Below are 22,614 nucleotides of genomic sequence, written 5' to 3' on the forward strand. Positions count from 1 at the left end.
ACCAGTCGTCTACAAACACGTTTTTTAAAAATCAGCGGCGTTCGAGCCACTGTTCGAGGGTGCTCAATGCCAGACGCAGTGGCTGCGCCTCGCGGGAAATTTTGCTCTGCAGGCTGGCGCCGAGCCACAACAGCGACAGCAATTCCGCCATCTGCGCCGGAGGCTGCGGAAGGTGAAGAGACTCCTGCTCGGCTGCGGCAGTCAGCGTCCGGGCATACAGGGCCGTGATCTTCGCCGCCCCCTGTTGCAGGGCCGCGCGCATCGGTTCAGAGAGGTCGCACACTTCGGCTGAGACTTTGACGCCCAGACAGCCCACGATATGCCCCTGTTGCACAAACAGTTCAACGGCGGCACGGAAGTGATTAAGCAGACGCTCCGTCGGCGTGCCCTCGGTCTGATTGAGCTGAAGCGTCACATCCTGCAGGTAACGCGCAAAGTAGCGCTCCAGCAGTGCCACGCCAAACGCCTCTTTAGAACGGAAATAGTAGTAGAAGGAGCCTTTCGGCACCGCCGCCTGGGTCAGCAGTTCGCTCAGGCCCATTCCGGTAAAGCCGCGTTGCAGACAGAGCTGTTCACCTGTCTGAAGCAGGTGTTCGCGGGTTGCATTACGCTGTAGCATCTTATTCATGGCAGTGAGGTTAGTAGACCAGTCGGTCTAATGCAACGTCTCAGGGTGCATTCCGCACAGAGTGTTCACCTGACCGGCCAGGATCAGGATAATTCTGGCCGCGCGGGGCGGACTTTCTGCCTGACCAGGCTACGCTTTTATTGACTGTTTATTCTGTGAAACCGGAGGCGTGGTGGCCGAGCAGCTTGAGTTTTTCCCGGTTCCCAGCCCCTGTCGCGGTATCTGCCAGACGGATGCACGCGGCTACTGTCTGGGATGTTTACGCAGCCGCGATGAGCGGTTCAACTGGCTGCGCTTCAGTGATGCGCAAAAGCGTGAGGTCATTCGCCTGTGCCAGCAGCGTCGTCTGCGCATGCAACGGCAGCAGAAAGGCGAAGAGCCACCCGATCCTCAGCAGCCAGAGTTGTTCTGACGACTATCCCCGCTCGGCTTTCCGTTATACTCTCTGGAACGCTAATTTCAGCCAATGCGCAACAGGGAGAATGTCATGTTACAACCGCAGGCCATCGCCTTACAGGGCCCCGAATTTTCACCGCTGGTTATGGGGTACTGGCGTCTGATGGAGTGGGGCATGTCGCCTCAGGAGCGGGTCGCGTTTATTGAGCACCATCTGAACCTGGGGATCACCACCGTCGACCATGCCGACATCTACGGCGATTACCAGTGTGAAGCCGCATTCGGTGAGGCGCTGAAGCTGGCGCCCGGCCTGCGCGATCGGCTGCAGATTGTGACCAAATGCGGTATCGCCACCCGCGCCCGACCCGAAAACCGGATCGGTCACTACATTACCGATAAAGCGCATATCCTGCAGAGCGCGGAAAACTCGCTGCGCCATTTCCATACCGATCGGCTTGACCTGTTGCTGATCCATCGGCCCGATCCACTGATGGAGGCGGACGAGGTTGCTGACGCCTTTATGGCCCTGCATCAAAGCGGCAAGGTGCTGCACTTTGGCGTCTCCAATTTCACGCCTGCCCAGTTCTCCCTGCTGCAATCCCGCCTGCCGTTTTCGCTGGTCACTAATCAGCTGGAGATCTCCCCGGTGCAGCAAAGCGTCCTGCTGGATGGATCGCTGGATCAGTGTCAGCAGCTGCGCATCCGGCCGATGGCCTGGTCCTGTCTGGGCGGCGGCCGCCTGTTTAACGATCCCCATTTCCAGCCGTTGCGTGATGAGCTGGAAGCGGTCCGGCAGGAAACCGGCGCAACCAGCCTGGAGCAGGTGGTCTACGCCTGGATAGTGATGCTGCCTTCGCGACCGCTGCCGATTATTGGCTCAGGTAAAGCGGCGCGGGTGAGTGAGGTCGCGCGTTCGCTTGATCTGACCCTGACGCGTCAGCAGTGGTTCCGCATTCGTAAGGCCGCCCTGGGCTATGATGTGCCCTGAAGCGTAAAGCTGCGTCAATTTCCGGCAAAACAGCGCAACAGCGGCCAGACTTATCGCACACCCTGGTCTGCAAACGGAGTTACCATGAAACTGAAAGCAGTTGCGCTATGTGCTTTGATCGCCTGCGGCTCGGCTCAGGCTGCCAGCGAAGAGGTCAGTATCCATCAGGTTACCGCCGAAGGGGTTGGTCAGTCGCTGGGCACTGTCAGGATCGACGAGACGCAGTATGGCCTGCAGTTCACGCCTGAACTGCAGGGGCTGAAACCGGGCATTCACGGCTTCCATGTGCATGCGAAAGGGAGCTGTGAACCGGGCGAATCGGAAGGCAAGGTTGTTGCTGCCGGTGCCGCAGGGGGGCACCTCGATCCGGCTAACACGGGCAAACATCTGGGGCCCTATGGTGAAGGACACCTGGGCGACTTGCCTGCGATCTATGTGGACGACGCTGGCAAGGCAACCTATCCGGTGCTGGCTCCACGCCTGAAGTCGCTGCAGGAAATCAAGGGCAAGGCGCTGATGGTGCATGCTGGCGGGGATAATCACGCCGATCAGCCCAAACCGCTGGGCGGTGGCGGGGCGCGCTATGCCTGCGGCGTCATCTGACTTTAGCGGGCGGCCGACGCCAGCCGCTCGCTTTTCACCCCCTGTTTAGTAATTGTTGTACCATCCCCGCCATTTCCCCCCTATGATATTGATTCAGGTACGAAAGCGTGACGGGGAAGGAGCGGGAAAAATGAGAGTCAAGGGCGCATTACTGCTGTGTCTGCTGCTGGTGGGATGCGATAAACCCAATGATACGCAACTGGTGACTGAAACCGGTCGCGAGCTTCAGCGCACCATCGACACCAGCCCGATGCGTGTCAACTGCGAAAAAATCGCCAGAGGGCGTGAATGGCTGAGCCGCAACATGGTGCGTCAGCTGGAGAAACAGGGGTGCGACCAGGTCTTTCGCAGCGCCACCGAAACCAATTTCACCGAAACCACCATCTATCGTCACACCATGACGATGGTCTGTGGCGGGATCCGCGGTCAGAGTTTTACCGGCAGTGAACTGACGCGCCGGTTTATCTTCTCACCGGATGAGAAGGCGCTGGTGATCGAGCCGATGACCGAGATGGATAAAACCCGCTTCGAAGGCCACAAAACATTGCAACAGCTGCAGGAGGACTTTAACCGCCAGCAGCAGCAATATTGCCAGTGATCAGGCAGGCACCGCCTGTTTAAGCTGCGCCAGCGAACAGCGTAAACGCCAGATAATACCCGCCAGTTCGCTGGCATCGTTGCTTTCCAGCGCCAGTAAAGTAGCGATGGTTGCCTCCAGTTCCGCCAGCGTCCGATCCAGCGAGCTATGCTGTACGCCCCGACTGCTCATAATCTGCTGCAGATGACGCAGACTCTCCTCACGAAACGCCATCAACGTCGCCGAACCGGCGCGCCACTCCCGCAGCTGCCAGACAATGTGCGAACAGTTCAGCAGCACCACGCCCCAGCGCAGAAGCCAGACACGCGCCTGTTCATCCCGGCTGTGGCTGAGCTGACTGATACGGTGATAGATCTGCGACTCAAAGCGGCTCTCGCTGAGACGGGGACGCTGTCGCAGCTGATCGAGAAACGCCAGCCGCAGTGCGCGGATATGGCGACGGCTGCGCCGTGCGTCGGAGCTGGGCCGCAGGATCTGAAACGCCAGCCAGGCCAGCAGCACGCCGCAGACCTTGGCGATGTTGTCGTTGAAGAATGCCTGATAATCCCAGTCTGGTGGATTGGTCACCGCGATAAACGAGCCCATAAAGACGATAAATTGTCCCCACATCCCGGCTCGCTGTTTCTGCTGCAGTTTAAAGAGCTGCAGCGTTACCAGCAGCGGAAAGAGCAGCAGCAGAAAGGGCCACAGCTGACTGATCTGCACCATCAGGCCAAACTTCATCACAAAACTAAAGGCAAACAGCCAGAGCAGGGTCTTCAGCAGCAGGGTGACGCTGCCGCCGGGTGAGGGTGATGAGGCGTAGAGCACGCAGGCGATGGCCGTTAAGGTCAGCGCAGCGGCGCCGGAAGACCATTGCGTGTTAATCCAGAACGCGCAGCCGAGCACGATGACGGAGAAGGTGCGCAGGGCGCTCCAGCCCGCTTCGGCGCTGTCACTGTCGCGGGCCAGCGCCGGCACCGGCGGCGGCTGAAAGCGGGTGTCCGCATCGGCGCGTTCCAGCAGGCGTATCCAGCGCAGCACGTTAAGGTACATCCAGCAGAAGTAGCGCAGCCGCTGGCAGAAGGCGCGCTGCCGGTAGTCGCCATCCGCTGCGGGCGTCACGCTGCGCAGGATCTGCGCCAGCCGGTACTTGTCGCACGCCGGTTTCGCCAGCTCCGCCAGCAGTTGCTGCAGCGCCGTGAACAGCGTCTCTGGCGCATCCGGCCAGTTCAGCAACATGCGGCGCAGGCTGGACAGCACGCTGGTCAGCCGCAGCTGCTGATGCAGCACATAGTTCAGCACGTTGTTCTGGCGGCGAAAGCGATAGTGACTCCAGAACGCCTGGATCCGCAGCAGATTCATGGTCAGGATCTGGCTGATTACGTTTTCATGCGCGATACGGATAGTGTCGCTGGCCGTGGGCTGCAGCAGCAGCACGGCGTGCTCCAGCAGGCGGTCGTGCATCTGCTTCAGTGACGTAATCAGCGTCTCTCCATCCGAGGTGCTTGGCAGCACCATCATCATCAGCCCGGCACACAGAATGCCGGAGATGACCTCGCAGACGCGGGCCTGAGCGATGGTCCAGAGCGTGGTGATATCCGTAATATTGACGCTGCTGAACGCAATAATGGCTGCGGTATAGCCCGCCAGCGAAAAGGCGTAGGCGACATTATTCTGATAGTGACTGGCGATCCCGGTGCAGAGCGCCAGCCAGCCGGCAATGGCAAAAGTAAACAGCCAGGGCTCATTCAGGGTGTGCCCGGCGATCAGCAGCGCGGCGCTGGCCCCCAGCAGGCTGCCGACGATGCGGCCGAGACTTTTGCTTATCGCACCGCCGACAGTGGGAAAACTGATGACGGCGGCAGAGGTCATCGCCCAGTAGGGTTCGTCAAGATCCAGTCCATAGGCGATGCTGAGCGCCAGACACATGGCGATAGCGTTGCGCAACGCATAGCGCCACTGTCCGCCGCTGGCCTTAATCCACGGCAGCTGATCCCAGGCCAGCCACTGAATATTCATGGCTGAATCGTGATCGTACAGCTGGTGCCTGCGACCAGGTCGGCGCTGGCGGGTAACGGGTTGAGGCGAATGCGCACCGGCACGCGCTGCGCCAGCCGGACCCAGGGCACGTTGGGCTTGATATCGGGCACCAGCCCGCTGTCGGTTCCGATACTCTGGTCATAGATGGCGCGGCCAATGCTGTCGACTTTGCCCTGCAGCTGCATCCCGTTGCTGTAGAGCACCACCTGTGCAGCCGCACCGGCCTGAATATGGCGCAGTTTGGTCTCTTCAAAATAGCCCATCACATACCAGGAGTGTCCATCCACCAGAGCGAACAGCGGCGTGCCCGCCGTGGCATAGTTGCCCGGTCGCAGCGTCAGGTTAGTAACCCAGCCATCCACCGGGGCGGTCAGCGTCGTCTGCTGCAGATTCCAGCGCGCCCGTTCCCATTCTGCCTGTGCCGCTTTGGCACTGGCGGCCGCGGCTCCGGCGCTCAGGCGTGCCGCATCAAGATCTTCGGTGGAAATGACATTGCGCGGCAGGCCGCTGCGGCGGTTAAATTCATGCTGCGCTTTGGCCAGGTCGGCCTGCGCTTTGCTGAGCTGGGCGGCGGCATTGTCGAGCGCAATCTGCCACGGCACCGGATCCAGCGTCAGCAGGGGATCGCCGCGATGCACAAACTGATTGTCCCTGACGCGAAGCTGGGTGATGCGGCCCGAAACCTCAGGCGTGATATCCACCAGCTCCGCCCGGACTTTGCCGTCGCGAGTCCAGGGCGACTGCATGTAGTAGTTCCACAGCCAGCCGCCAGCCAGCAGCGCCAGCGCAAAGACGATCAGCGTGGAGAAATACTTTACCGCATTAAATTTCATCTCAATTATCCATGACCGATGAGCCAGAGTGCGGCGGTGACGCACAGCACAAACAGGGAGAGATCAAACAGGGTGGGATGCCAGACATCGCCGGAGTAGATCCAGCCACGTACCAGCGGGTGGATCAGCAGCCAGAAAAAGAAGCCGAGGATCACCGCTTTGAACATCGGCGGGAAAAAGAGTGAGGCACCCACGACCAGATCGGTCAGCGGTTTCGCCCCTGAAAGCGCAGGAGTGAGCACGTAATAACATCCTTCGTTAACCCAGACGGCAGACTCCGGGCGCAGCTGCGTTTTCGGGGTCAGGTCCGGGATTTGTAATTTGTCCTGTAAACTCGCAGAATAGTGTAAAATCTGGCTTGATAGCTAGCAAGCTAATTATAAGGAGATGAAATGGATACGCCACTCGGAACGGATTTATCTCGTTTGGTGCGCATCTGGCGCGCGTTGATTGATCAGCGGCTGAAACCGCTTGAGCTGACTCAGACTCACTGGGTGACGTTGCACAATATTCATCAACTGCCGCCTGAGCAGTCACAGATCCAGTTAGCCAAGGCGATCGGGATTGAACAGCCGTCTCTGGTGCGTACGCTGGATCAGCTGGAGGAGAAGGGGTTAATCACCCGTTCGACCTGCGCCAACGATCGTCGTGCCAAGCGTATTAAGCTGACGCAGCAGGCGGAACCGATTATTGAACAGGTTGAGAGCGTCATTGATGCGACGCGCGACGACATTCTTTCCGGGATCAGTCAGGAGGAGATCGGACAGATGGTGACGCTGATCGCCCGGCTGGAGAAAAACATTCTCGAACTTCAGCATAAAGAGAAATAAAAAAACCGACGCCCGGGCGTCGGTTTTTTGTCTGACGCTGTTAGCGAGGTGAAACGGTCACCTGGCTTCCGTTAGACGCCATCACAACACGCTGACCCACGGAGTAACGGGACGCATCCTGTTTCTGCACAACCATGATGGTGTTGCCATCATCCTTACGGATTTCCAGCTCGACGCCATCAGTTTTATTGATTGCGCCCTGAACGCCCTGACCGGCTACGCCACCCAGCACCGCACCACCGGCTGTCGCCAGGCTGCGACCGGCACCACCACCAATGGTGTTGCCCAGGAAGCCACCCAGCACGGCACCGCCGATAGCACCAATAACGTTGCTGTCACTGCCGCCCTGAATCTTCACCGGACGAACAGAGACTAACGTACCGTATGAAACGCTCTGCACCTGCTTGGCTTCGCTGGCACTGTAGGTATCACCCGACAGCGTACTGGTATTGCTACAACCTGCCAGCATCATACCGGTCAGAGCGACCACAATTACACGCTTAATCATTTGAAACTCCTTTAGTCGAGAGGGCGCCACGTTTATCGCTGTATCCTGCTCTCAGTATAAGACACAAACCTGGCAAATTAATCCCTGTCCGAACAAAACGCGGTTGGACGAAGCATAGACTATGCAGGAACAACAATAATTCAATCGGGAATGAAAAAAGATGGCGTTGCGTTATCGGTTAGCACGTTTGGATTAAAATAAATTAATCATAGAATTAGCGATCATTATTTGTCAGGCTAGCCGCAGACGAATTGCACATCGCGCCGGGAGTAAGGAATGGCTATGAAATCAGGACGCTATATCGGGGTAATGTCAGGCACCAGCCTGGATGGAGTGGATGTGGTGCTGGCCGCCATCGACGAGAATATGGTGGCGCAACAGGCGAGCTACTGCCATCCGATGCCCCCCGCGCTGCGTCAGGCGATTCTGGCGATCTGCCAGGGGCAGTCTCTGACGCTGTCGCAGCTCGGCCAGCTCGATACCCGCCTCGGTCAGCTGTTTGCTGAGGCGGTGGTGACACTGATGAAGCGCGAGTCGCTGGAAGCCAGCGATATCACGGCGATTGGCTGCCACGGTCAGACCGTCTGGCATGAACCTCAGAGCGAGGCCCCCAACACGCTGCAGATTGGGGATGCGAATCAGATTGTCGCGGCGACCGGCGTTACGGTCGTAGGCGACTTCCGCCGTCGCGACATGGCGCTGGGCGGGCAGGGCGCGCCGCTGGTGCCCGTTTTCCATCAGGCGCTGCTGATGGATGCCACCGAACGCCGCATGGTGCTGAATATTGGCGGCATCGCTAATCTCTCGCTGCTGATCCCGGGGCAGCCGGTGCGCGGTTTTGATACCGGCCCCGGCAATATGCTGCTCGACGCCTGGATCTGGCGAAATCAGGCGCTGCCCTATGACCGGGATGCGCAGTGGGCCCGCAGCGGGACGGTGATCCCGGCCCTGCTTGAGGCGCTGTTGCGGGAGCCCTGGTTCGCGCTGCCACCGCCGAAGAGCACCGGCCGTGAACACTTTAATCTGGGCTGGCTGGAACAGCATCTGCGCTACTTCCCGGGGCTGGCGCCGCAGGATGTGCAGGCCACGCTGGTGGAACTGACAGCCATCACCATTACCCATCAGGTTTTACTCCATGATGGCTGCGATCGTCTGCTGGTATGTGGTGGCGGCAGCCGCAACCCGCTGCTGATGGCGCGACTGGCGGCGCATCTTCCGGGAACCGAGGTGACGACCACCGACAGCGCGGGCGTGAGTGGTGATGACATGGAGGCGCTGGCGTTTGCCTGGCTGGCCTTCCGCACGCTTTCCGGGTTGCCGGGCAATCTGCCCGCCGTGACCGGCGCACGGGAGAAAAGCGTGATTGGGGCCATCTATCCGGCTAATTCACTCTACCGGCGATAGGTGGAGAAAGGGGGCTGTCCGCCCCCGGCAGGTAAGATCCGTCAGGCGGCACCAGAGAGGTGCGAAAGTTTGCGCACGCCGGTAATAACCGTGGCAACCATGGTTTCCCGGCGGGTGATCACCTCAACCTGATAGAAGCGGCTGCGGTAGGCAATGGAGTAGATAATGGGATGGTACTTGTTTCCTTCCCCGTAGCGGGAGTAGTGCGCTTCAAGCGCACGGGTCGCTGCCAGGATATGGGCGGGTTCTTTATCACCACGGATAATCTGCTTCATTCAGTTCCTCAAATGCTGTCCCTGGAGTCACGTCGCACGCATGGCGCGTTGCGCTGGCCTAAACACTGAACATCTGACTGCTAAACATTTAATCACTGATGGGGTAATAACTGACTCTGCCGCGAGAAGATGACAGAAAAATGATCTTCCGGCGCTGTTAATTATTTAGCAGCGGCCGGATGATCCAGCAAGGCGGGTGAGGACAAATTCATCCAAATCGCAGGGGGTTAGTTCAGCTCCGGCCAGGCCACGGCGCCGATGCCGTTCAGTTCAGGTTTTGAGAACAGAAATCCCTGGAACTGCGTCACGCCGGCTGCCTCCAGCCACATCCACTCTTCCGGCTGCTCAATGCCTTCGGCGATAACGCCGATTTCCAGTGAGGCGCAGCATTTCAGAATGGCGTGAATGATCGCCTGCTTGGGACCGCTTTTATGCACATCCGAGATAATGGCGCGGTCGATCTTGATCTTGTCTGGCTGGATGCGGGTCAGCAGCGACAGCCCGGCAAAACCGGCACCAAAATCATCCAGCGCCAGGCTGATACCGGCGGCCTTCAGCTGCCTGATAGCGGCTTCAAAGGCTTCAGGCTGGGAGATAATTTCGTTTTCGGTGAACTCCACCATGACCTGCTCCGGCACCAGGCCGTGCGCCGCAATCTCATTCAGTAAATAGGGGACGGCGTCGGGCACGGTGACCAGCGTCATCGGCAGCAGGTTGATCGACAGGGTCATTCCCTCAATCCCCAGCTGTTTCGCCTGGGCGAAGGCGTTCTTTTTCGACCTCAGATCGATCTGATAGAGCTCCTCGCGGGGCAGCCGGGCAAAATAGTCGAGCGGGGATTCCCCCCGGGGACCGCGCAGCAGCGCCTCCAGCGAAACAATTTCGCAGGCGAGGGGATCCACGATGGGCTGGAACGCGAAAGTGATCTCATCCGCGGCCACCAGCGACACGTCACCTGCACGCTGCTCTGACTCATCACGAATAAATTGCCAGTTGCTGGCGGCGGGGATCTCAAAATAGTTCTCTTTTTCCCGTGCCTCGACAAAGGTACGCAGGAACTGCAGCGCCCGATCGGTATAGATCATCTGAAACTTACTGGTACATTTTTCCAGAACCGCTTCCAGCACCCGCGCTTTGTCATGCTGCCGCAGATCGAACAGCTCCATGCCGACGTGACCAAAGCGGCGCGACGGCGCGTAATCGCGCAGCAGCTCAACCAGATTATGGTGGCGCGGATCCCGGCAAATCCGGCTGTAAACCGCTTTGACTGCTGCTTCCGGGCCTTCCAGCAGCTGGAAGAAATGCGTGCCATTGAACAGTAAGATACCCGTGACGCTTGATGAGCGATTGATTTTGTTCGCTTTACGCGCCAGATCAGCCAGGGTATCAAGCGGCACATGGTCGGTAATGTGGCTGCGATAGATGATTGTCGACAACATAACGGTTTCCGGGATTTTTTATTTTTTGTTAACACACCTTACCAGAAGGTTCTCCTGCGGAGAACGAGGTCCGGTGCGCCTTTTCTGTTACAGCGATGTTTCGCTGCCTGTTGGCAGCGCGGAATCACCTAATCCCAGCGCCCGCTGCATAAAAACGGTATCCAGCCAGCGTCCCTGTTTGAACCCCACCGCGCGCAGGATGCCGGTGGTCTCAAAGCCGGCGGCACGGTGCAGGGCGATCGAACCGTGATTCGTGCTGTCACCGACATTGGCAATCAGCTGGCGATATCCGGCCTGCTCAGCCCACCGGATAGCGTGCTTCAGCAGGCCTGAACCGACGCCGCGCTGCTGAAAGCCGGGATCGATATAGATCGAGTCTTCCAGCGTATGCCGGTAGGCGTGGCGGGGACGGTAGGGTGCCAGATAGCAGAAGCCGCATACCAGGCCGTGGCTGACGGCGATAAACCAGGGCAGGCCCGCCTGCTGAATCCTTTGCATCCGCTCACCGATTTCGGTGACGTCGGGCGGGACGGTCTCAAAAGAGCCGGTACCGTTCAGAACATGCCAGGCATAGATCTGCTGAATCGCTGCGATGTGACGAGGCTCTGCATCAAAAATTTCCACGTTTGTATGGGGTTCCGACACGCTGCACAGGGTTGAAAAGCAACGTTATAGCGGGCGGGCGGAGGACGCAATACAAATATGACAGGCCGGGGCCTTTTTATGACAGCCACGATCCCCGGCAGGCGGTCTGAACGGCGACGGGACACCGTCGGGCGGAATAAACAGCATGAATGAATCCGCGATAAGCCTATTCTGAAAACCGCGCCCGCCGGATGATTCCGGTCCGGGTTGCGGCTATTATCTCTGCGGTTCCGGTAAGGCGAATATATTATAAGGAGGCGCAGCGTGTTGCGATTCGTTGATTTTCTGAATAGTCAGCAGGGGCTGCGTGCGGCCAGAAATCATTGCTTTGAATTAAATGGCGTTGTGCTCGGTCATTTCACGGCGTTATTCCTGCATGATAATCAGATCATATTTACCAAAGATGGCCGGCAGTGTGCGGTGCCTTATTATCTGGGCCCCGATGAAGATCTCCTTCAGCAGAAAGTGAATCCGCGGGTTAAAAATATCCGTGCGATCTGATTCACGTCCTCTCTCTATTCAGCGGGACAGAGACCGCACCTGCATTACATCTCTTCCATCGTCGGACAGTTATATCTGATGCGGCCAGGCGAACTGAATCTGTCTTGATCCATCGCCCCGCTGCGCAGCACTAAGCTCTGTATTTCCACCGGGTTATTTCTCCGGCGCACCGCTCTCCGGGGCCGGAACAATTACCGCCACAACCGGGCGCTGATCGAACAGTCGCGACTCCGCTACCCGAGACTGCCAGCCTGAACAGAAACAGGCCAACACCCGTCGCCGGCTCTTCAGCCCTGACGCGTGCGCCCCTGTCAGCAGCAGGCACGATGATCAGCATCGTGATAATCGTACCCTCAAACAGCAGACTGGTGCACAAGGGCAGCGTCTGTGATGCCAGCCCGCCGTTCTGCGCGGCATATTCGGCTCGGGGCTTCGTGAGCGTTGAAGTAAGGGTAAGCGTTCGCGTTGAGACGTTCGCTGCACGCCAGAGTGGATCGCTACGGGTGACGTGCAGGCCGTGGGGACAGGCGAGCCGCCCGGCGGCCTGCAGGCTGTCTCCTCCTTTTTCATTGCCGGAAAGCGAACCGAACGGTTTGCTTTTCAAGCCAGCCGCGTCGAATTGCGCCCGCCTGATTTAATAAGCCGCTGACGTAACCCGCTTTCGTGCTGCGCTGAGCAGGGCCAGGCAGACCAGTTTTGCGATTTTCAGCTTCAGTTTATCAATCCTCATAAATACCCCTGCGGATGCGCTTTTTCCCGCCATGCTCGCTAATGAAATGTGAGCGTGATCGCAGAAGTGCATCGTCGATTATTTTTTTATCGTATTGTTTTTGATGGGAAAAACAAATTTCGGTCTGTTAATTGATCGATTAGCGGGGTAAATGAAATCGGGGTGGTGAAGTGAATCGCAGAAATGCAGGGCGTTGATTGTCTGAAGCGATAACGGGGGCGGAAAAGGGCATATTCTCAAAGTCGGTTTCGGGTATCTAATAAAGTGGTTTTAAGGATAATTCTCAGTTAGTTTAATAATGCTTCAGATTACAAAAAAAACTCTTACCAATTTTGGTCTGTTTTTTACGACACATACAGCAACTATCAGGATGAACTGCCATGCTCAAAGCCAGCTATTATTATCTGTGCCCGCGTCCCATGGGTGGATGGATTTTACACAAAGAAGGTTGCGTTAATCTGTCTAAGAACGACAGGCGTGTTTTTATTGGTTCGCTTTATACCCGGCAGCAGGCGCTGACGGTGGCGAAAATACACCACGCGAATGCCATATTATGTAATGCCTGCCTGAGCACTTTTATTTGTCCGACCAGCAGCAGCACGACAATTAAACCGGCGCGCGCGGCAACGCCTACCCGTCATACTCCCCGTCATTAGTTGGTCGGAATAATCTGTCGGCGGCAAGGCGGGAACAGAAGAAATAAGCAGGCGGGTGGTTCAGAATAAAAAAGGCAGCGTACAAACGCTGCCTGAAAAACTATGCCTGTTTAGGCTGGCCATTTGAGGCGGTCAGGCCGCCATCGACCGGAAGATTGACGCCGGTGATATAACTGGCTTCCTCGCTGGCAATAAACAGAATGGCACGGGCGATATCGTCCGCTTCACCCGCACGCCGCAGCGGGATGCGATCGTAGAAACGCTCCAGCAGCGCCTGATCGTTTTTGGCCTCTTCGGTCAGATCGGTGAAGGTAAAGCCGGGGCAGATCGCGTTGACGCGCACACCATCCGCGCCGTAGTCCATCGCCAGTGCGCGGGTGAAGTTGGTAATCGCCCCTTTCGCCGCATTGTAGATGCTCATGCCCCAGTCGCCGCCCAGGCCTGACACGGAGGAGATGTTAACCACGTTGCCTTTGCTCTTCAGCAGGGCAGGCATGAAGTAGTGCACGCCGTAGAACACGCCATCCAGGTCGGTTTTCATCAGGGTTTTCCACGCGTCGAGTCCGACTTCATGCACGCGGCCCTGCACGATCACCCCGGCGTTGTTGACCAGCACATCAACACGGCCATACTTCTCCAGCACCTTTTCTGACAGCTGTTTAACCTGCTCCGCGTCTGAGACATCGCAGGCCGCCACCAGATGATCGCCCGCCGTCATTCCCGCCAGCGTCTCTTCCAGTTTCTGCGCGGTGCGGCCCACCAGCACCACGGAGGCTCCCTCTTCAGCGAAACGCTTCGCGCTGGCCTCACCAATGCCGGATCCGGCACCTGTCACAACCACAACTTTCTGCGTAAATCTGGACATTATGCCTCCTTATCAGCATCAATTTTCACGATTAACAACCGGTTAAGCCTGGCAACGATCGCCAGAAATTCAAGCGCAGCGCAGAACAGGCTGCGCCTGATGCGCGGTTTTTAACCCGATTCAGCCTTTACGGGCGTCTGAACAGGGCAAAACTGCGGCCTTCCAGTTCGAAATCCTTCTCTTTAGTGATCACCAGACCCCGTTTCGCCACGTCGCTGGTGGTCAGCTCCAGCACCCAGCCGCCTTCGCCAAACTGCGGGATGCGGAAGGGCACATTGCCTTCAAACGGATTGAGCAGCATCAGGACGTCATGCCAGATACCCTCTTCAGTCTGCAGGTCCGGCCGCCCGATATAGACGCCCAGCGTGGAGCCCTCATCCCACTGCTCGCTCTGCTGGAACCCGCCCCCGGCGTTGAACCATTTGATCTCCATGCCGTCGCGCCAGTTTTCACGCCGCAGTAGCGGCTGCTCCGCACGTAACCGCAGGATCTGGCGGGTAAACTCGCGCAGCGCCTCGGCGGACTCCGGCAGGTTCTCCCAGTGCACCCAGGAGATCTCGCTGTCCTGGCAGTAGCCGTTGTTGTTACCCATCTGGCTGCGGCCAAACTCATCGCCTGCCAGCAGCATCGGCGTGCCGTGAGAGAAGATCAGCGTGGCAAGGAAGTTGCGCTTCTGACGTTCGCGCACCGCGTTGATGGCTTCGTCGTCGGTTGGGCCTTCGGCACCGTAGTTATACGAGCGGTTGTCGTTGTGCCCGTCGTTGTTATCTTCACCATTCTCCGCGTTGTGCTTGTCGTTGTAGGAGACCAGGTCGTTGAGGGTAAAGCCGTCGTGCGCGGTGATGAAGTTGACGCTTGCCCAGGGGCGACGGCCGTGCTGGTCGTAGAGATCGCCGGAGCCGAGCAGGCGGGCCGCAAAGTCTGTTGAGACGTTGTTGCCTTTCCAGTAGTCACGCACGGTGTCGCGATACTGATCGTTCCACTCTGCCCAGCCGGGCGGGAAGCTGCCCACCTGATAACCGCCCGGTCCGATATCCCAGGGTTCGCCAATCAGCTTCTTCTGCGACAGGATCGGGTCCTGCATCACGGCATCGAAAAAGCCGCCGCGCGGGTCAAAACCATCCGGCTCGCGGCCAAGAATAGTGCCGAGGTCGAAACGGAAACCGTCGATATGCATCGACTCAGACCAGTAGCGCAGCGAATCGAGCACCATCTGCAGCACGCGCGGATGCGACGTGTTAACGGTGTTGCCGGTGCCGGTGTCGTTGATGTAGTAACGGTGCTGATCGGGCATCGTACGGTAATAGGAGAAGTTATCGATGCCCTTAAACGACAGCGTCGGGCCCAGCTCATTTCCCTCGGCGGTGTGGTTGTAGACCACGTCGAGGATCACCTCGATCCCGGCGTCGTGGAAGGCGCGCACCATGTCGCGGAAGCCCTGAATGCCGCGCGGTCCGAAATAGCGGGTGGCAGGCGCAAAGAAGCCCAGCGTGTTGTAGCCCCAGAAGTTCTTCAGCCCCTTATCCAGCAGGTGCTGATCGTCCGGGAACCAGTGCACCGGCAGCAGTTCGACCGAGGTGATCCCTAAGCTTTTGATGTAATCGACGCTCGCTTTGTGGCCCATGCCGTCAAAGGTGCCGCGCAGTTCGGGTGGCAGCGCAGGATTGAGCTGGGTAAAGCCCTTGACGTGGGTTTCATAAATCACCGTTTTCGGCCAGGGCACGCCTGGACGGTTATTGTCCTGCCAGTCGAACGCATTCGGGTCGATAACCCGGCACTTAGGTGTAAACGGCGCGCTGTCGCGGCTGTCGAACGTCAGATCTTTATCGTCATGGTAGAGATCGTAGGCGAAGTGCGCCTCGTTCCACGCAATGTCGCCCGCCAGTTCGCGGGCATAAGGGTCGAGCAGGAGTTTGTTAGGGTTAAAGCGATGACCATTTTCCGGATCGTAAGGGCCGTAAACCCGGTAGCCATAAAGCGCACCGGGCTTCAGACCCGGCACATAGCCGTGCCAGACTTCATGGGTATATTCCGGCAACGTCAGACGGGCAATTTCCGTCGTGCCGCTGGGATCGTACAGACAGAGTTCAACCCGCTCGGCGTGGGCGCTGAACAGGGCGAAGTTCACGCCCTGACCGTCAAAGTTGGCCCCCAGCAAATGGCTGTAACCCGCCGTAATTTCAAAACGCTGACTGTTTGACATTGATGCCTCGTTATTCAGTGAACAGAGTGACGCGTAATAAAGGAACAGAGGCCGGATTTACTCCGCCACCAGCACGGCGCACCACTGCGACGCCAGCGCCGAAAGCGGTAACTGCTCCGCGACGGCGAGGGTTTTGCCGGTCAGCCGGTCCCGATAGGTACGCTGGCTCAGGGCGGCAGGCAGGGCGATATGCGTCCCGGCCCAGCGTCCGGCCGGCGGCTGATCGAGATTGTCCGGCAGCAGGTCAAAGACCCGGCGCGAGACGATGACGATCACCGCCTGTTGCTGGCTGGTGCGGGCAAAGGCGAGCACCTTATCCTGCTGCGCGCCCTCTGCGGAGAGCGGCAGATAGTCGCCACGGCGGAACAGCTCCGGCTGCTCCTGACGCAGCGTCAGCAGTCTGACGATCGCCTGCTGATTCACCTGACCGCGCAGCCAGTGTGCTTCGCTGTCATCGTGCTGAGGTGACGCCAGCATCGCCGCCAGCGCCTCGAAATCGGGTTCGCGACGGTTGTCGGGATCGACCAGACTGAAGTCCAGCGCCTCGCTGCCCTGATAGATATCGGGCACGCCCGGCGCGGTGAGTTTCACCACCGTCTGCGTCAGGCTGTTGACCAGTCCGGCCCGCATAAAGGGCTGCAGCGATGCACAGAAGTCCTCCAGGAAGGCGCTGTTGGCTGGCGCGAGCAGGTGGCGTGCATACTCCAGCACCGCTTCTTCGTAGGCGTCGTTGTTGTCAGCCCAGTCGGTGCGCAGTTTGGCTTCACGCAGCGCTTTCTCCACATAGACGACAAAGCGTGCTTCCAGCGCCGCCAGACCGTCCGCATCCTGCGGCTGCAGGTCAGTCGGCCAGACTCCGGCCAGCGCCTCATACAGCATCCACTGCACGGCGGGTTCGGGCGCCGGGCCATCTTTCAGGCGCACGACCTTGTCCTCGTTCATCGCGCGCCAGCGGCTCACACAGTCGGCCCAGCGCTGTGGGGCTTCGGTCAGGGTATAGAGTCGCGCACGGGCATCCTCACCACGCTTGGTGTCATGGGTTGAGGTGCCGGACAGCGCGTCGGGCTGATGGTCGCGTCGCTTCTGCATTTCGGCATGAAACTGATCCAGCGAGAAGTGACGCGCCAGCGGCTCAGCGCCGACCTCATTCAGCGCCAGCGCCATGTGCTGACGGAAGAAGAGGGTATCTTCCACCGACTTTGCCATCAGCGGTCCGGTCAGCTGCTGGAAGCGGGTACGAAACTCACTGGCATCATCGCGGGTTGAAGGGGCGGTTTCCGCCCGCAGAATCGCGGTGAGGAAGTCGAGCGCCTGGCTGTCGGGCGCATGCGCGCTGGCTTTGACCTGACTGACCACCTGCTCCAGCAGCGCAGTGTCGGCAGGCGTCAGCCCCTCCGGCGTGCCGTAGGTGCGGTAGACCGGGAACGCCACCAGCAGTTCGCGCAGGGCGTTTTTCAGGGGCGCTTCCGGCTGGGGCGTACCGCTGGCTTCGGCAATCTTCAGGGCCAGCTGCAGCAGGCGGTTAAACTCCCCGGCAAAATTGCGGTTCGCCATCAGCAGCTTGGCCGCGCGCAGCTCCGCTTTCATATCCACGGTTTTACCGATCACTGCCTGATACGCCTTGCGCAGTCCGCTCAGTCGTTCACTGTCGACCAGCAGGTTGGCGAGGGCGGCCATAAACTCATAGCCGGTGGTGCCGGACACCGGCCACGCATCAGGCAGCTGCTCATCGTCGCCCAGGATCTTCTCTACGGTGAGATAGCAGTCGGGGCCTGCCGCCTGGCGTAACTGCTCCAGATAACCGTGCGGATCGGCCAGACCATCCACATGGTCCACACGCAATCCCTGCACCGCGCCGCTGTGAACCAGTTCGAGGATCAGCTGGTGGGCGGCATCAAAGACGGCGGGATCTTCCACGCGCACGCCGACCAGGCCGGTCACTTCAAAGAAGCGGCGGTAGGAGAGGTCGCTGGGGGCATCACGCCATGACATCAGCCGCCACGGCTGATGGTCATGCAGTTCCGCGATGCCGGCGGCGTCCAGGGCCAGCACTGCCTCCTCACGATCCTGCCAGGTGTGCGGTGCCAGCGGATAGAAATTGTCGAAGTAGGCCAGCGCCGGTTTTCCCGTCTGCGGATCGCGCTGCACGCGGATGTCACCCTTTTCCAGCTCCGCCTCAAAGGTGTCGCCGAGGAACGGCAGCGTCAGGCGGCGTGACCAGTCGATATCGAAATAGTGCGCGTAACGGCTCTGTTCGCCATGCTCGATCACATCGCGCCACCAGGGATTCTCCAGCGAAGCGGCCATATGGTTAGGCACAATATCCAGGATCAGCCCCAGCCCGGCGGCCTTCAGGGCGGCGGCCATGCGATCAAAACCTTCACGGCCGCCGATCGACGGCTCGATCTGATTAACGTCGGTCACGTCATAGCCGTGAGTTGACTCTGCGGTCGCACTGAAGATCGGCGAGGCATAGAGATGGCTGATCCCCAGCATTTTCAGGTAGGGTACCAGCGCCGCCGCGCGGTCAAACGTCATGCCGTTACGAAACTGAATGCGGTAGGTTGCGGTTGGGATATTCATTCTGCTTCTCTCTTAGCCAGACGCACTACGATAGCGTTGGGGGTCAGTTCGGTATCGGCCTGTGGCCAGGCAAACAGGGTTTCGCCCGGCAGATCCGGGATCGGCTGCGCGTGGCTGCCGACGTTCAGCGCCAGGGACAGCGTGCCTTGCGGGAAGTCCCAGCGCACCGCCAGGAAGCCCTCTGCCGTGCTCACCACCTGACCGGCATCGCCGCCCGCGTCGCGCAGCAGCGGCACGATGTGTTGCTGACGCAGAGCCAGCAGCTGACGCGTCAGCGTCAGCCACTGCTGACCTTCCGGCGTGTCGGTATGCGCCCAGTTCAGTTTTGAGTGCTCAAAGGTGGTGACATCGTTGGGATCCGGCACGCTCTCGCCGTGACCCGCATGGCCCTCAAACTCCCTGGCGCGACCTTCCCGCACCGCTTTCGCCAGATCGCCGTGGAAATCGGTAAAGAAGAGGAATGGCCGGGTTTCGCCATACTCTTCACCCATAAACAGCAGTGGAATATGGGGCGACACCAGCAGCGTCGCCAGCAGGACCTGGGTGCGCTCTGCACCGGCCAGCGTGATCAGACGATCGCCCTGCGCGCGGTTCCCGGTCTGGTCATGGTTCTGAATGAAGTCGACGAAGGCCACCGGCGGCTGGCTGCTGCTCTTCACGCCGCGCGGTTCGCCCGACTGCTGCGACACTTCGCCCTGATAGACAAACCCTTCGGCCAGCGCGCGCGCCACCCGCTGTTCGGGCCTGTCGGCGAAATCCTGGTAGTAGGCGTGATCTTCCCCGGTAGCCAGTACGTGCACAGCATTATGGAAGTCATCGTTCCATTCGCCCGTGAACAGCGGCGCATGGCCGTTTTCATCGCGCGGATGCAGGAAGGTCACGTTGCGGCAATCTTCGGTGGTGAGATGGACAGGACGGTCGGTAATGTCGGCACGGATGCGCTCGGCAATTTCCACCAGCACATGCTTTTCGCTGGGATCGTCGATCTGATCAATCGCATCGAAACGCAGGCCATCGAGGTGGTACTCCTGAAGCCAGTAGAGCGGGGCTTCCACGATGTAGCGGCGCACCGCATCGACGTCGTAGGCGATCCCGGCACCCCAGGGCGTCTGGCGCTCCTTGTGGAAGAAGTCGGGCGAGAGCAGCGGCAGATAGTTGCCCTCCGGCCCGAAGTGGTTCAGGACAATATCCAGCACCACCGACAGCCCATAACCATGCGCGGCATCGATAAAGGCTTTGAAATCGTCGGGCGTGCCATAGGCGGCATGTGGCGCATAGAGCAGTACGCCATCGTAGCCCCAGCCGCGGTTACCGCCAAACTGCGACACCGGCAGCACTTCGATCATGGTGATGCCGGTGTCGGCCAGCATCGGCAGTTTATCGATGGCCGCCCGGAACGTTCCCTCGGCGGTAAAGGTGCCGATGTGCAGTTCATACACCACCGACTCCTCCCACGGCCGTCCCTGCCACTGACTGTTCTGCCAGCGATAGGCTGCCGGGTCGATCACCAGCGACGGGCCGTTGACGCTGTCTTTCTGCGCACGGGCGGCGGGATCGGGCACGGCGGTGCCATCTGCCAGCACAAAATCATATTCGGTATTGGCGGCGACTCCGGCGACCCGGGTTTCAAACCAGCCATCACCCTCTGGTGTCATCTCAATATCCTGACCTGAAAGCCGCAGCGTGACGCGCGGCTGACCGGTTGCCCAGAGGCGGAAACGCACCTCGTCGCTGGCAACCCGTTCTGCGCCCCAGCTTTTAAAAAAAGATTTGGATTCCATTCAGTTGCCTCATTTAGCCTGGAAATGCGCGATGGCAGCCATCGCACGAAAAGGGTGTTGATGACACAAGCGTTAAAAAACCGTAAAGCTATCAGCGAGACCAGAATGCCAGATGGGCTGGCGCGTCTCTTCAGCCAGGAAGCTGGACTGGTATTCAGCGTGATACCGCAGGAAGCCAGCGATGAGACCGTTTTCACAGGGTATACAGACAGTAATCATAGACTAAGATGTTGCAGTCGCAGGGCGGCGGTGCGTGGCGCGGCATGAATTTGTGTTAATTGCAGTGAAATAACCGCCACCGGCCGCAGAGGCGCATCGGCAGGCGCAGAAAATCCTGCCGGATGGGGCGGATTCGCTCTACGCTTAAACCTGATGGCGCCAGTCACATCGCAGGATCGGCGCCGCTGAACATTGAAAAGGAAATGACGTGAGGAAATGCGTTCTGTTCGCTGCGCTGCTGCTGCTCTCCGCCTGTTCTAACCGGGTCGGACACCGGCTGGACAGCGGTAATCTGCAGCATATTCATGCCGGTCAGACCAGCCGGGCGCAGCTGATCGCGCTGTTTGGTCAGCCAGACAGTGAAACGCCTTACACCGACGGGCAGCGGCTGCTGAAGTGGACCTACAGCGAGGCGCGCACCCTGAATACCACCGAGGGGCAGACGCTGACCGTCCAGATGAAAAATGACAGGGTACTGAATTATGCGCTGAGCAAAAGTTAACCGGCCCGGCTGTGGCGCTGCCCGGTGGCGTCTTATGCCACCGGCATCACCGGCTAGCATCCGCCGTTTTGCTGCGTCTCCCGGCTGTCGGCGCGCGGCTGCGCCAGTCGGGCAAAATCGGAGCCTGCCGGATGCTGATAGATCTGCAGCGAAAAGAAACGGGTCATCGCCGTGATGTACTCAAAAATCGCAGCCTGGGTATTCTCATAGTCAGCCCAGTAAATTGACGAGGTAAAGCAGTAGACCTCCACCGGCAACCCCTCCGGCGACGGCTTCAGCGGCCGTACCACGATATACATCTCTTTCTGAATATCATCACGCTGCGCCAGCCAGGCGGTCAGGAATTTACGGAACACCATCAGGTTAGTGATGTTGTTTTCGATAAACCAGCGGTCGCCGACGGCGCTGATATCGCGTCCATCCAGCAGCTCCGTTATCGCTTCACCGGCCAGACGGATCTGACTCATCGCCTGCAGCATCTCCTGATTCACAAAGGTAATCGACTTCTGATCGAGCCAGAAGCTGCGCATGATGCGGCGTGCGCCTGAAGAGAACATCGCCTGCCAGTTGGTGTAGGTCTCGGTCAGGAAATTTTTGGTCGGAATGCGCGACAGGGTGTTGTCCCAGTTGCGGATAGTGATGGTGTGCAACGCAATATCGATCACCTCGCCGCTGATGTTTCTGTCCGGCATCTCGATCCAGTCGCCCAGCTGCAGCACGTCGTTGGAGGAGAGCTGAATATTGGCCACCAGCGACAGCAGCGTATGCTGAAAGATCAGCATCAGCACGGCGGCCACCGCACCCAGCGAGGAGATAATAATCGCCGGTGACTTGTTGGACATGATCGCCAGAATCATGATCGCGGCAATGATGTGCACCAGGATTTTACCAATCTGGATATAGCCTTTGATCGAGTGATTTTTGCGTTTGGACTTGCGCGAATAGGAGTTGTTAACGATCTCCAGCACTTCATTAAAGAAGATCGAGAGATAGATAAAGAACAGGATGCCGCAGATGGTCTGAATGGCCACTTTCAGATTTTCAGGCAGGCCCGGCATAAACTGCAGAAAATTGTAGACCACAATCACCGGCACAAAGTTTGACAGTTTCTGAGAGAGGCGGATGTCTTTATCCAGCGGCACGCCCTTTTTATGACTGCTGAAAAAGACCTTCCTGATCACTTTGACGATGAAGAATTTGCAGATCAGGTGCGTGATCATGCCCGCCATCACCAGCAGCAGCAGGCTGAAGCTGATCGACAGCACCCGGTTTCCCTCGATAAAATTCGTCAGACTCTGAATGTAATGCATGATAACCACGTACGAAAAAGAGGAGGGGCGAATTCAACCACAGCGGGGGGGCGGTTGTTAAGCGCCGAATGCGCTCAGGTTCTGCCGCCGCGCTT

Annotated in this window: 21 protein-coding genes; 8 read left to right on the plus strand and 13 right to left on the minus strand. The window is 58.8% G+C overall.

All coding sequences use genetic code 11. The annotated features are described in order from the left end of the window. Positions 1 to 31 precede the first annotated feature (31 nt). Positions 32 to 628 carry a TetR/AcrR family transcriptional regulator gene (locus tag ACR6AS_RS04790; RefSeq protein ID WP_111139063.1) on the minus strand — a complete coding sequence of 199 codons (597 nt, stop codon included), beginning with the start codon at positions 626 to 628 and terminating at the stop codon, positions 32 to 34. A 172-nt stretch (positions 629 to 800) separates the two neighbouring features. Here ACR6AS_RS04790 and ACR6AS_RS04795 point away from each other — a divergent pair, with 172 nt between their 5' ends. The 4 genes from ACR6AS_RS04795 (at position 801) to ACR6AS_RS04810 (ending at position 3,213) form a co-directional block, all read left to right on the plus strand. Then, positions 801 to 1,040 carry a DUF1289 domain-containing protein gene (locus ACR6AS_RS04795; protein WP_111139062.1) on the plus strand — a complete coding sequence of 80 codons (240 nt, stop codon included), beginning with the start codon at positions 801 to 803 and terminating at the stop codon, positions 1,038 to 1,040. Between the two features lie 75 nt (positions 1,041 to 1,115). Further along, positions 1,116 to 2,012 carry an aldo/keto reductase gene (locus tag ACR6AS_RS04800; RefSeq protein WP_293769863.1) on the plus strand — a complete coding sequence of 299 codons (897 nt, stop codon included), beginning with the start codon at positions 1,116 to 1,118 and terminating at the stop codon, positions 2,010 to 2,012. 84 nt (positions 2,013 to 2,096) lie between these two features. After that, a complete protein-coding gene (gene sodC / locus ACR6AS_RS04805; protein ID WP_111139060.1) occupies positions 2,097 to 2,615 on the plus strand; it encodes a superoxide dismutase family protein in 519 nt (172 codons plus the stop codon). Positions 2,616 to 2,745: 130 nt separating this feature from the next. Continuing rightward, a complete protein-coding gene (locus ACR6AS_RS04810; RefSeq protein WP_111139059.1) occupies positions 2,746 to 3,213 on the plus strand; it encodes a hypothetical protein in 468 nt (155 codons plus the stop codon). On the opposite strand, the gene ACR6AS_RS04815 is transcribed toward ACR6AS_RS04810, so the two are convergent. Genes ACR6AS_RS04815 through ACR6AS_RS04825 form a run of 3 tightly spaced genes read right to left on the minus strand, consistent with a single transcriptional unit; the run spans position 3,214 to position 6,310 of the window. After that, positions 3,214 to 5,214: an FUSC family protein gene (locus ACR6AS_RS04815; protein ID WP_111139058.1), complete on the minus strand. Its 2,001-nt coding sequence runs from the start codon at positions 5,212 to 5,214 to the stop codon at positions 3,214 to 3,216. It abuts the gene before it with no gap. Then, a complete protein-coding gene (locus ACR6AS_RS04820) occupies positions 5,211 to 6,068 on the minus strand; it encodes an efflux RND transporter periplasmic adaptor subunit (protein WP_434161304.1) in 858 nt (285 codons plus the stop codon). Before ACR6AS_RS04820 ends, ACR6AS_RS04815 begins: the two co-directional genes overlap by 4 nt. 5 nt (positions 6,069 to 6,073) lie before the next feature. Continuing rightward, positions 6,074 to 6,310 (minus strand): DUF1656 domain-containing protein, encoded by a 237-nt coding sequence (locus ACR6AS_RS04825; protein ID WP_111139056.1) that lies wholly within the window; start codon positions 6,308 to 6,310, stop codon positions 6,074 to 6,076. 150 nt (positions 6,311 to 6,460) lie between these two features. On the opposite strand from ACR6AS_RS04825, the gene slyA reads away from it, so the two are divergent. Then, complete coding sequence (slyA, locus tag ACR6AS_RS04830) at positions 6,461 to 6,898, plus strand: transcriptional regulator SlyA (protein ID WP_111139055.1); 438 nt, start codon at positions 6,461 to 6,463, stop codon at positions 6,896 to 6,898. Positions 6,899 to 6,938: 40 nt separating this feature from the next. Here the strand turns inward: slyA and slyB are convergent, their stop codons facing one another. Further along, positions 6,939 to 7,406 (minus strand): outer membrane lipoprotein SlyB, encoded by a 468-nt coding sequence (slyB, locus tag ACR6AS_RS04835; protein ID WP_111139054.1) that lies wholly within the window; start codon positions 7,404 to 7,406, stop codon positions 6,939 to 6,941. A gap of 282 nt (positions 7,407 to 7,688) precedes the next feature. Here slyB and anmK point away from each other — a divergent pair, with 282 nt between their 5' ends. After that, positions 7,689 to 8,810 carry an anhydro-N-acetylmuramic acid kinase gene (anmK, locus tag ACR6AS_RS04840; RefSeq protein WP_434161974.1) on the plus strand — a complete coding sequence of 374 codons (1,122 nt, stop codon included), beginning with the start codon at positions 7,689 to 7,691 and terminating at the stop codon, positions 8,808 to 8,810. Between the two features lie 41 nt (positions 8,811 to 8,851). On the opposite strand, the gene ACR6AS_RS04845 is transcribed toward anmK, so the two are convergent. From ACR6AS_RS04845 to ACR6AS_RS04855, 3 genes are all read right to left on the minus strand, one after another. Then, a complete protein-coding gene (locus ACR6AS_RS04845; RefSeq protein WP_111139052.1) occupies positions 8,852 to 9,085 on the minus strand; it encodes a DUF4060 family protein in 234 nt (77 codons plus the stop codon). Between the two features lie 227 nt (positions 9,086 to 9,312). Continuing rightward, complete coding sequence (locus tag ACR6AS_RS04850; RefSeq protein ID WP_111139051.1) at positions 9,313 to 10,524, minus strand: diguanylate phosphodiesterase; 1,212 nt, start codon at positions 10,522 to 10,524, stop codon at positions 9,313 to 9,315. A gap of 87 nt (positions 10,525 to 10,611) precedes the next feature. Further along, the gene (locus ACR6AS_RS04855) at positions 10,612 to 11,148 is read right to left on the minus strand and encodes a GNAT family N-acetyltransferase (RefSeq protein WP_434161307.1); all 537 of its coding nucleotides are present in this window, start codon (positions 11,146 to 11,148) and stop codon (positions 10,612 to 10,614) included. A gap of 1,632 nt (positions 11,149 to 12,780) precedes the next feature. Here ACR6AS_RS04855 and ACR6AS_RS04860 point away from each other — a divergent pair. Next, positions 12,781 to 13,056, plus strand: a complete 276-nt coding sequence (locus tag ACR6AS_RS04860) for a hypothetical protein (RefSeq protein ID WP_111139048.1) — start codon at positions 12,781 to 12,783, stop codon at positions 13,054 to 13,056. A gap of 100 nt (positions 13,057 to 13,156) precedes the next feature. Here ACR6AS_RS04860 and budC read toward each other — a convergent pair whose 3' ends face one another. The 4 genes from budC to treZ form a co-directional block, all read right to left on the minus strand. Next, positions 13,157 to 13,921, minus strand: a complete 765-nt coding sequence (budC, locus tag ACR6AS_RS04865) for a meso-2,3-butanediol dehydrogenase (RefSeq protein WP_111139047.1) — start codon at positions 13,919 to 13,921, stop codon at positions 13,157 to 13,159. 127 nt (positions 13,922 to 14,048) lie between these two features. After that, a complete protein-coding gene (gene glgX, locus ACR6AS_RS04870) occupies positions 14,049 to 16,124 on the minus strand; it encodes a glycogen debranching protein GlgX (RefSeq protein WP_111139046.1) in 2,076 nt (691 codons plus the stop codon). A 57-nt stretch (positions 16,125 to 16,181) separates the two neighbouring features. After that, entirely contained in the window at positions 16,182 to 18,707 is a 2,526-nt protein-coding gene (gene treY, locus ACR6AS_RS04875) for a malto-oligosyltrehalose synthase (RefSeq protein WP_434161311.1), read from the minus strand. Continuing rightward, the gene (gene treZ / locus ACR6AS_RS04880; protein WP_111139044.1) at positions 18,704 to 20,488 is read right to left on the minus strand and encodes a malto-oligosyltrehalose trehalohydrolase; all 1,785 of its coding nucleotides are present in this window, start codon (positions 20,486 to 20,488) and stop codon (positions 18,704 to 18,706) included. Before treZ ends, treY begins: the two co-directional genes overlap by 4 nt. A gap of 427 nt (positions 20,489 to 20,915) precedes the next feature. On the opposite strand from treZ, the gene ACR6AS_RS04885 reads away from it, so the two are divergent. Next, positions 20,916 to 21,209, plus strand: a complete 294-nt coding sequence (locus ACR6AS_RS04885) for a hypothetical protein (RefSeq protein ID WP_111139043.1) — start codon at positions 20,916 to 20,918, stop codon at positions 21,207 to 21,209. A gap of 53 nt (positions 21,210 to 21,262) precedes the next feature. Here the strand turns inward: ACR6AS_RS04885 and ACR6AS_RS04890 are convergent, their stop codons facing one another. After that, positions 21,263 to 22,519, minus strand: a complete 1,257-nt coding sequence (locus tag ACR6AS_RS04890) for a mechanosensitive ion channel family protein (protein WP_434161313.1) — start codon at positions 22,517 to 22,519, stop codon at positions 21,263 to 21,265. Positions 22,520 to 22,614: the final 95 nt, after the last annotated feature.

Origin of the sequence: Pantoea phosphatilytica, assembly GCF_051025615.1 — a bacterium.
Classification (GTDB): Bacteria; Pseudomonadota; Gammaproteobacteria; order Enterobacterales; family Enterobacteriaceae; genus Pantoea.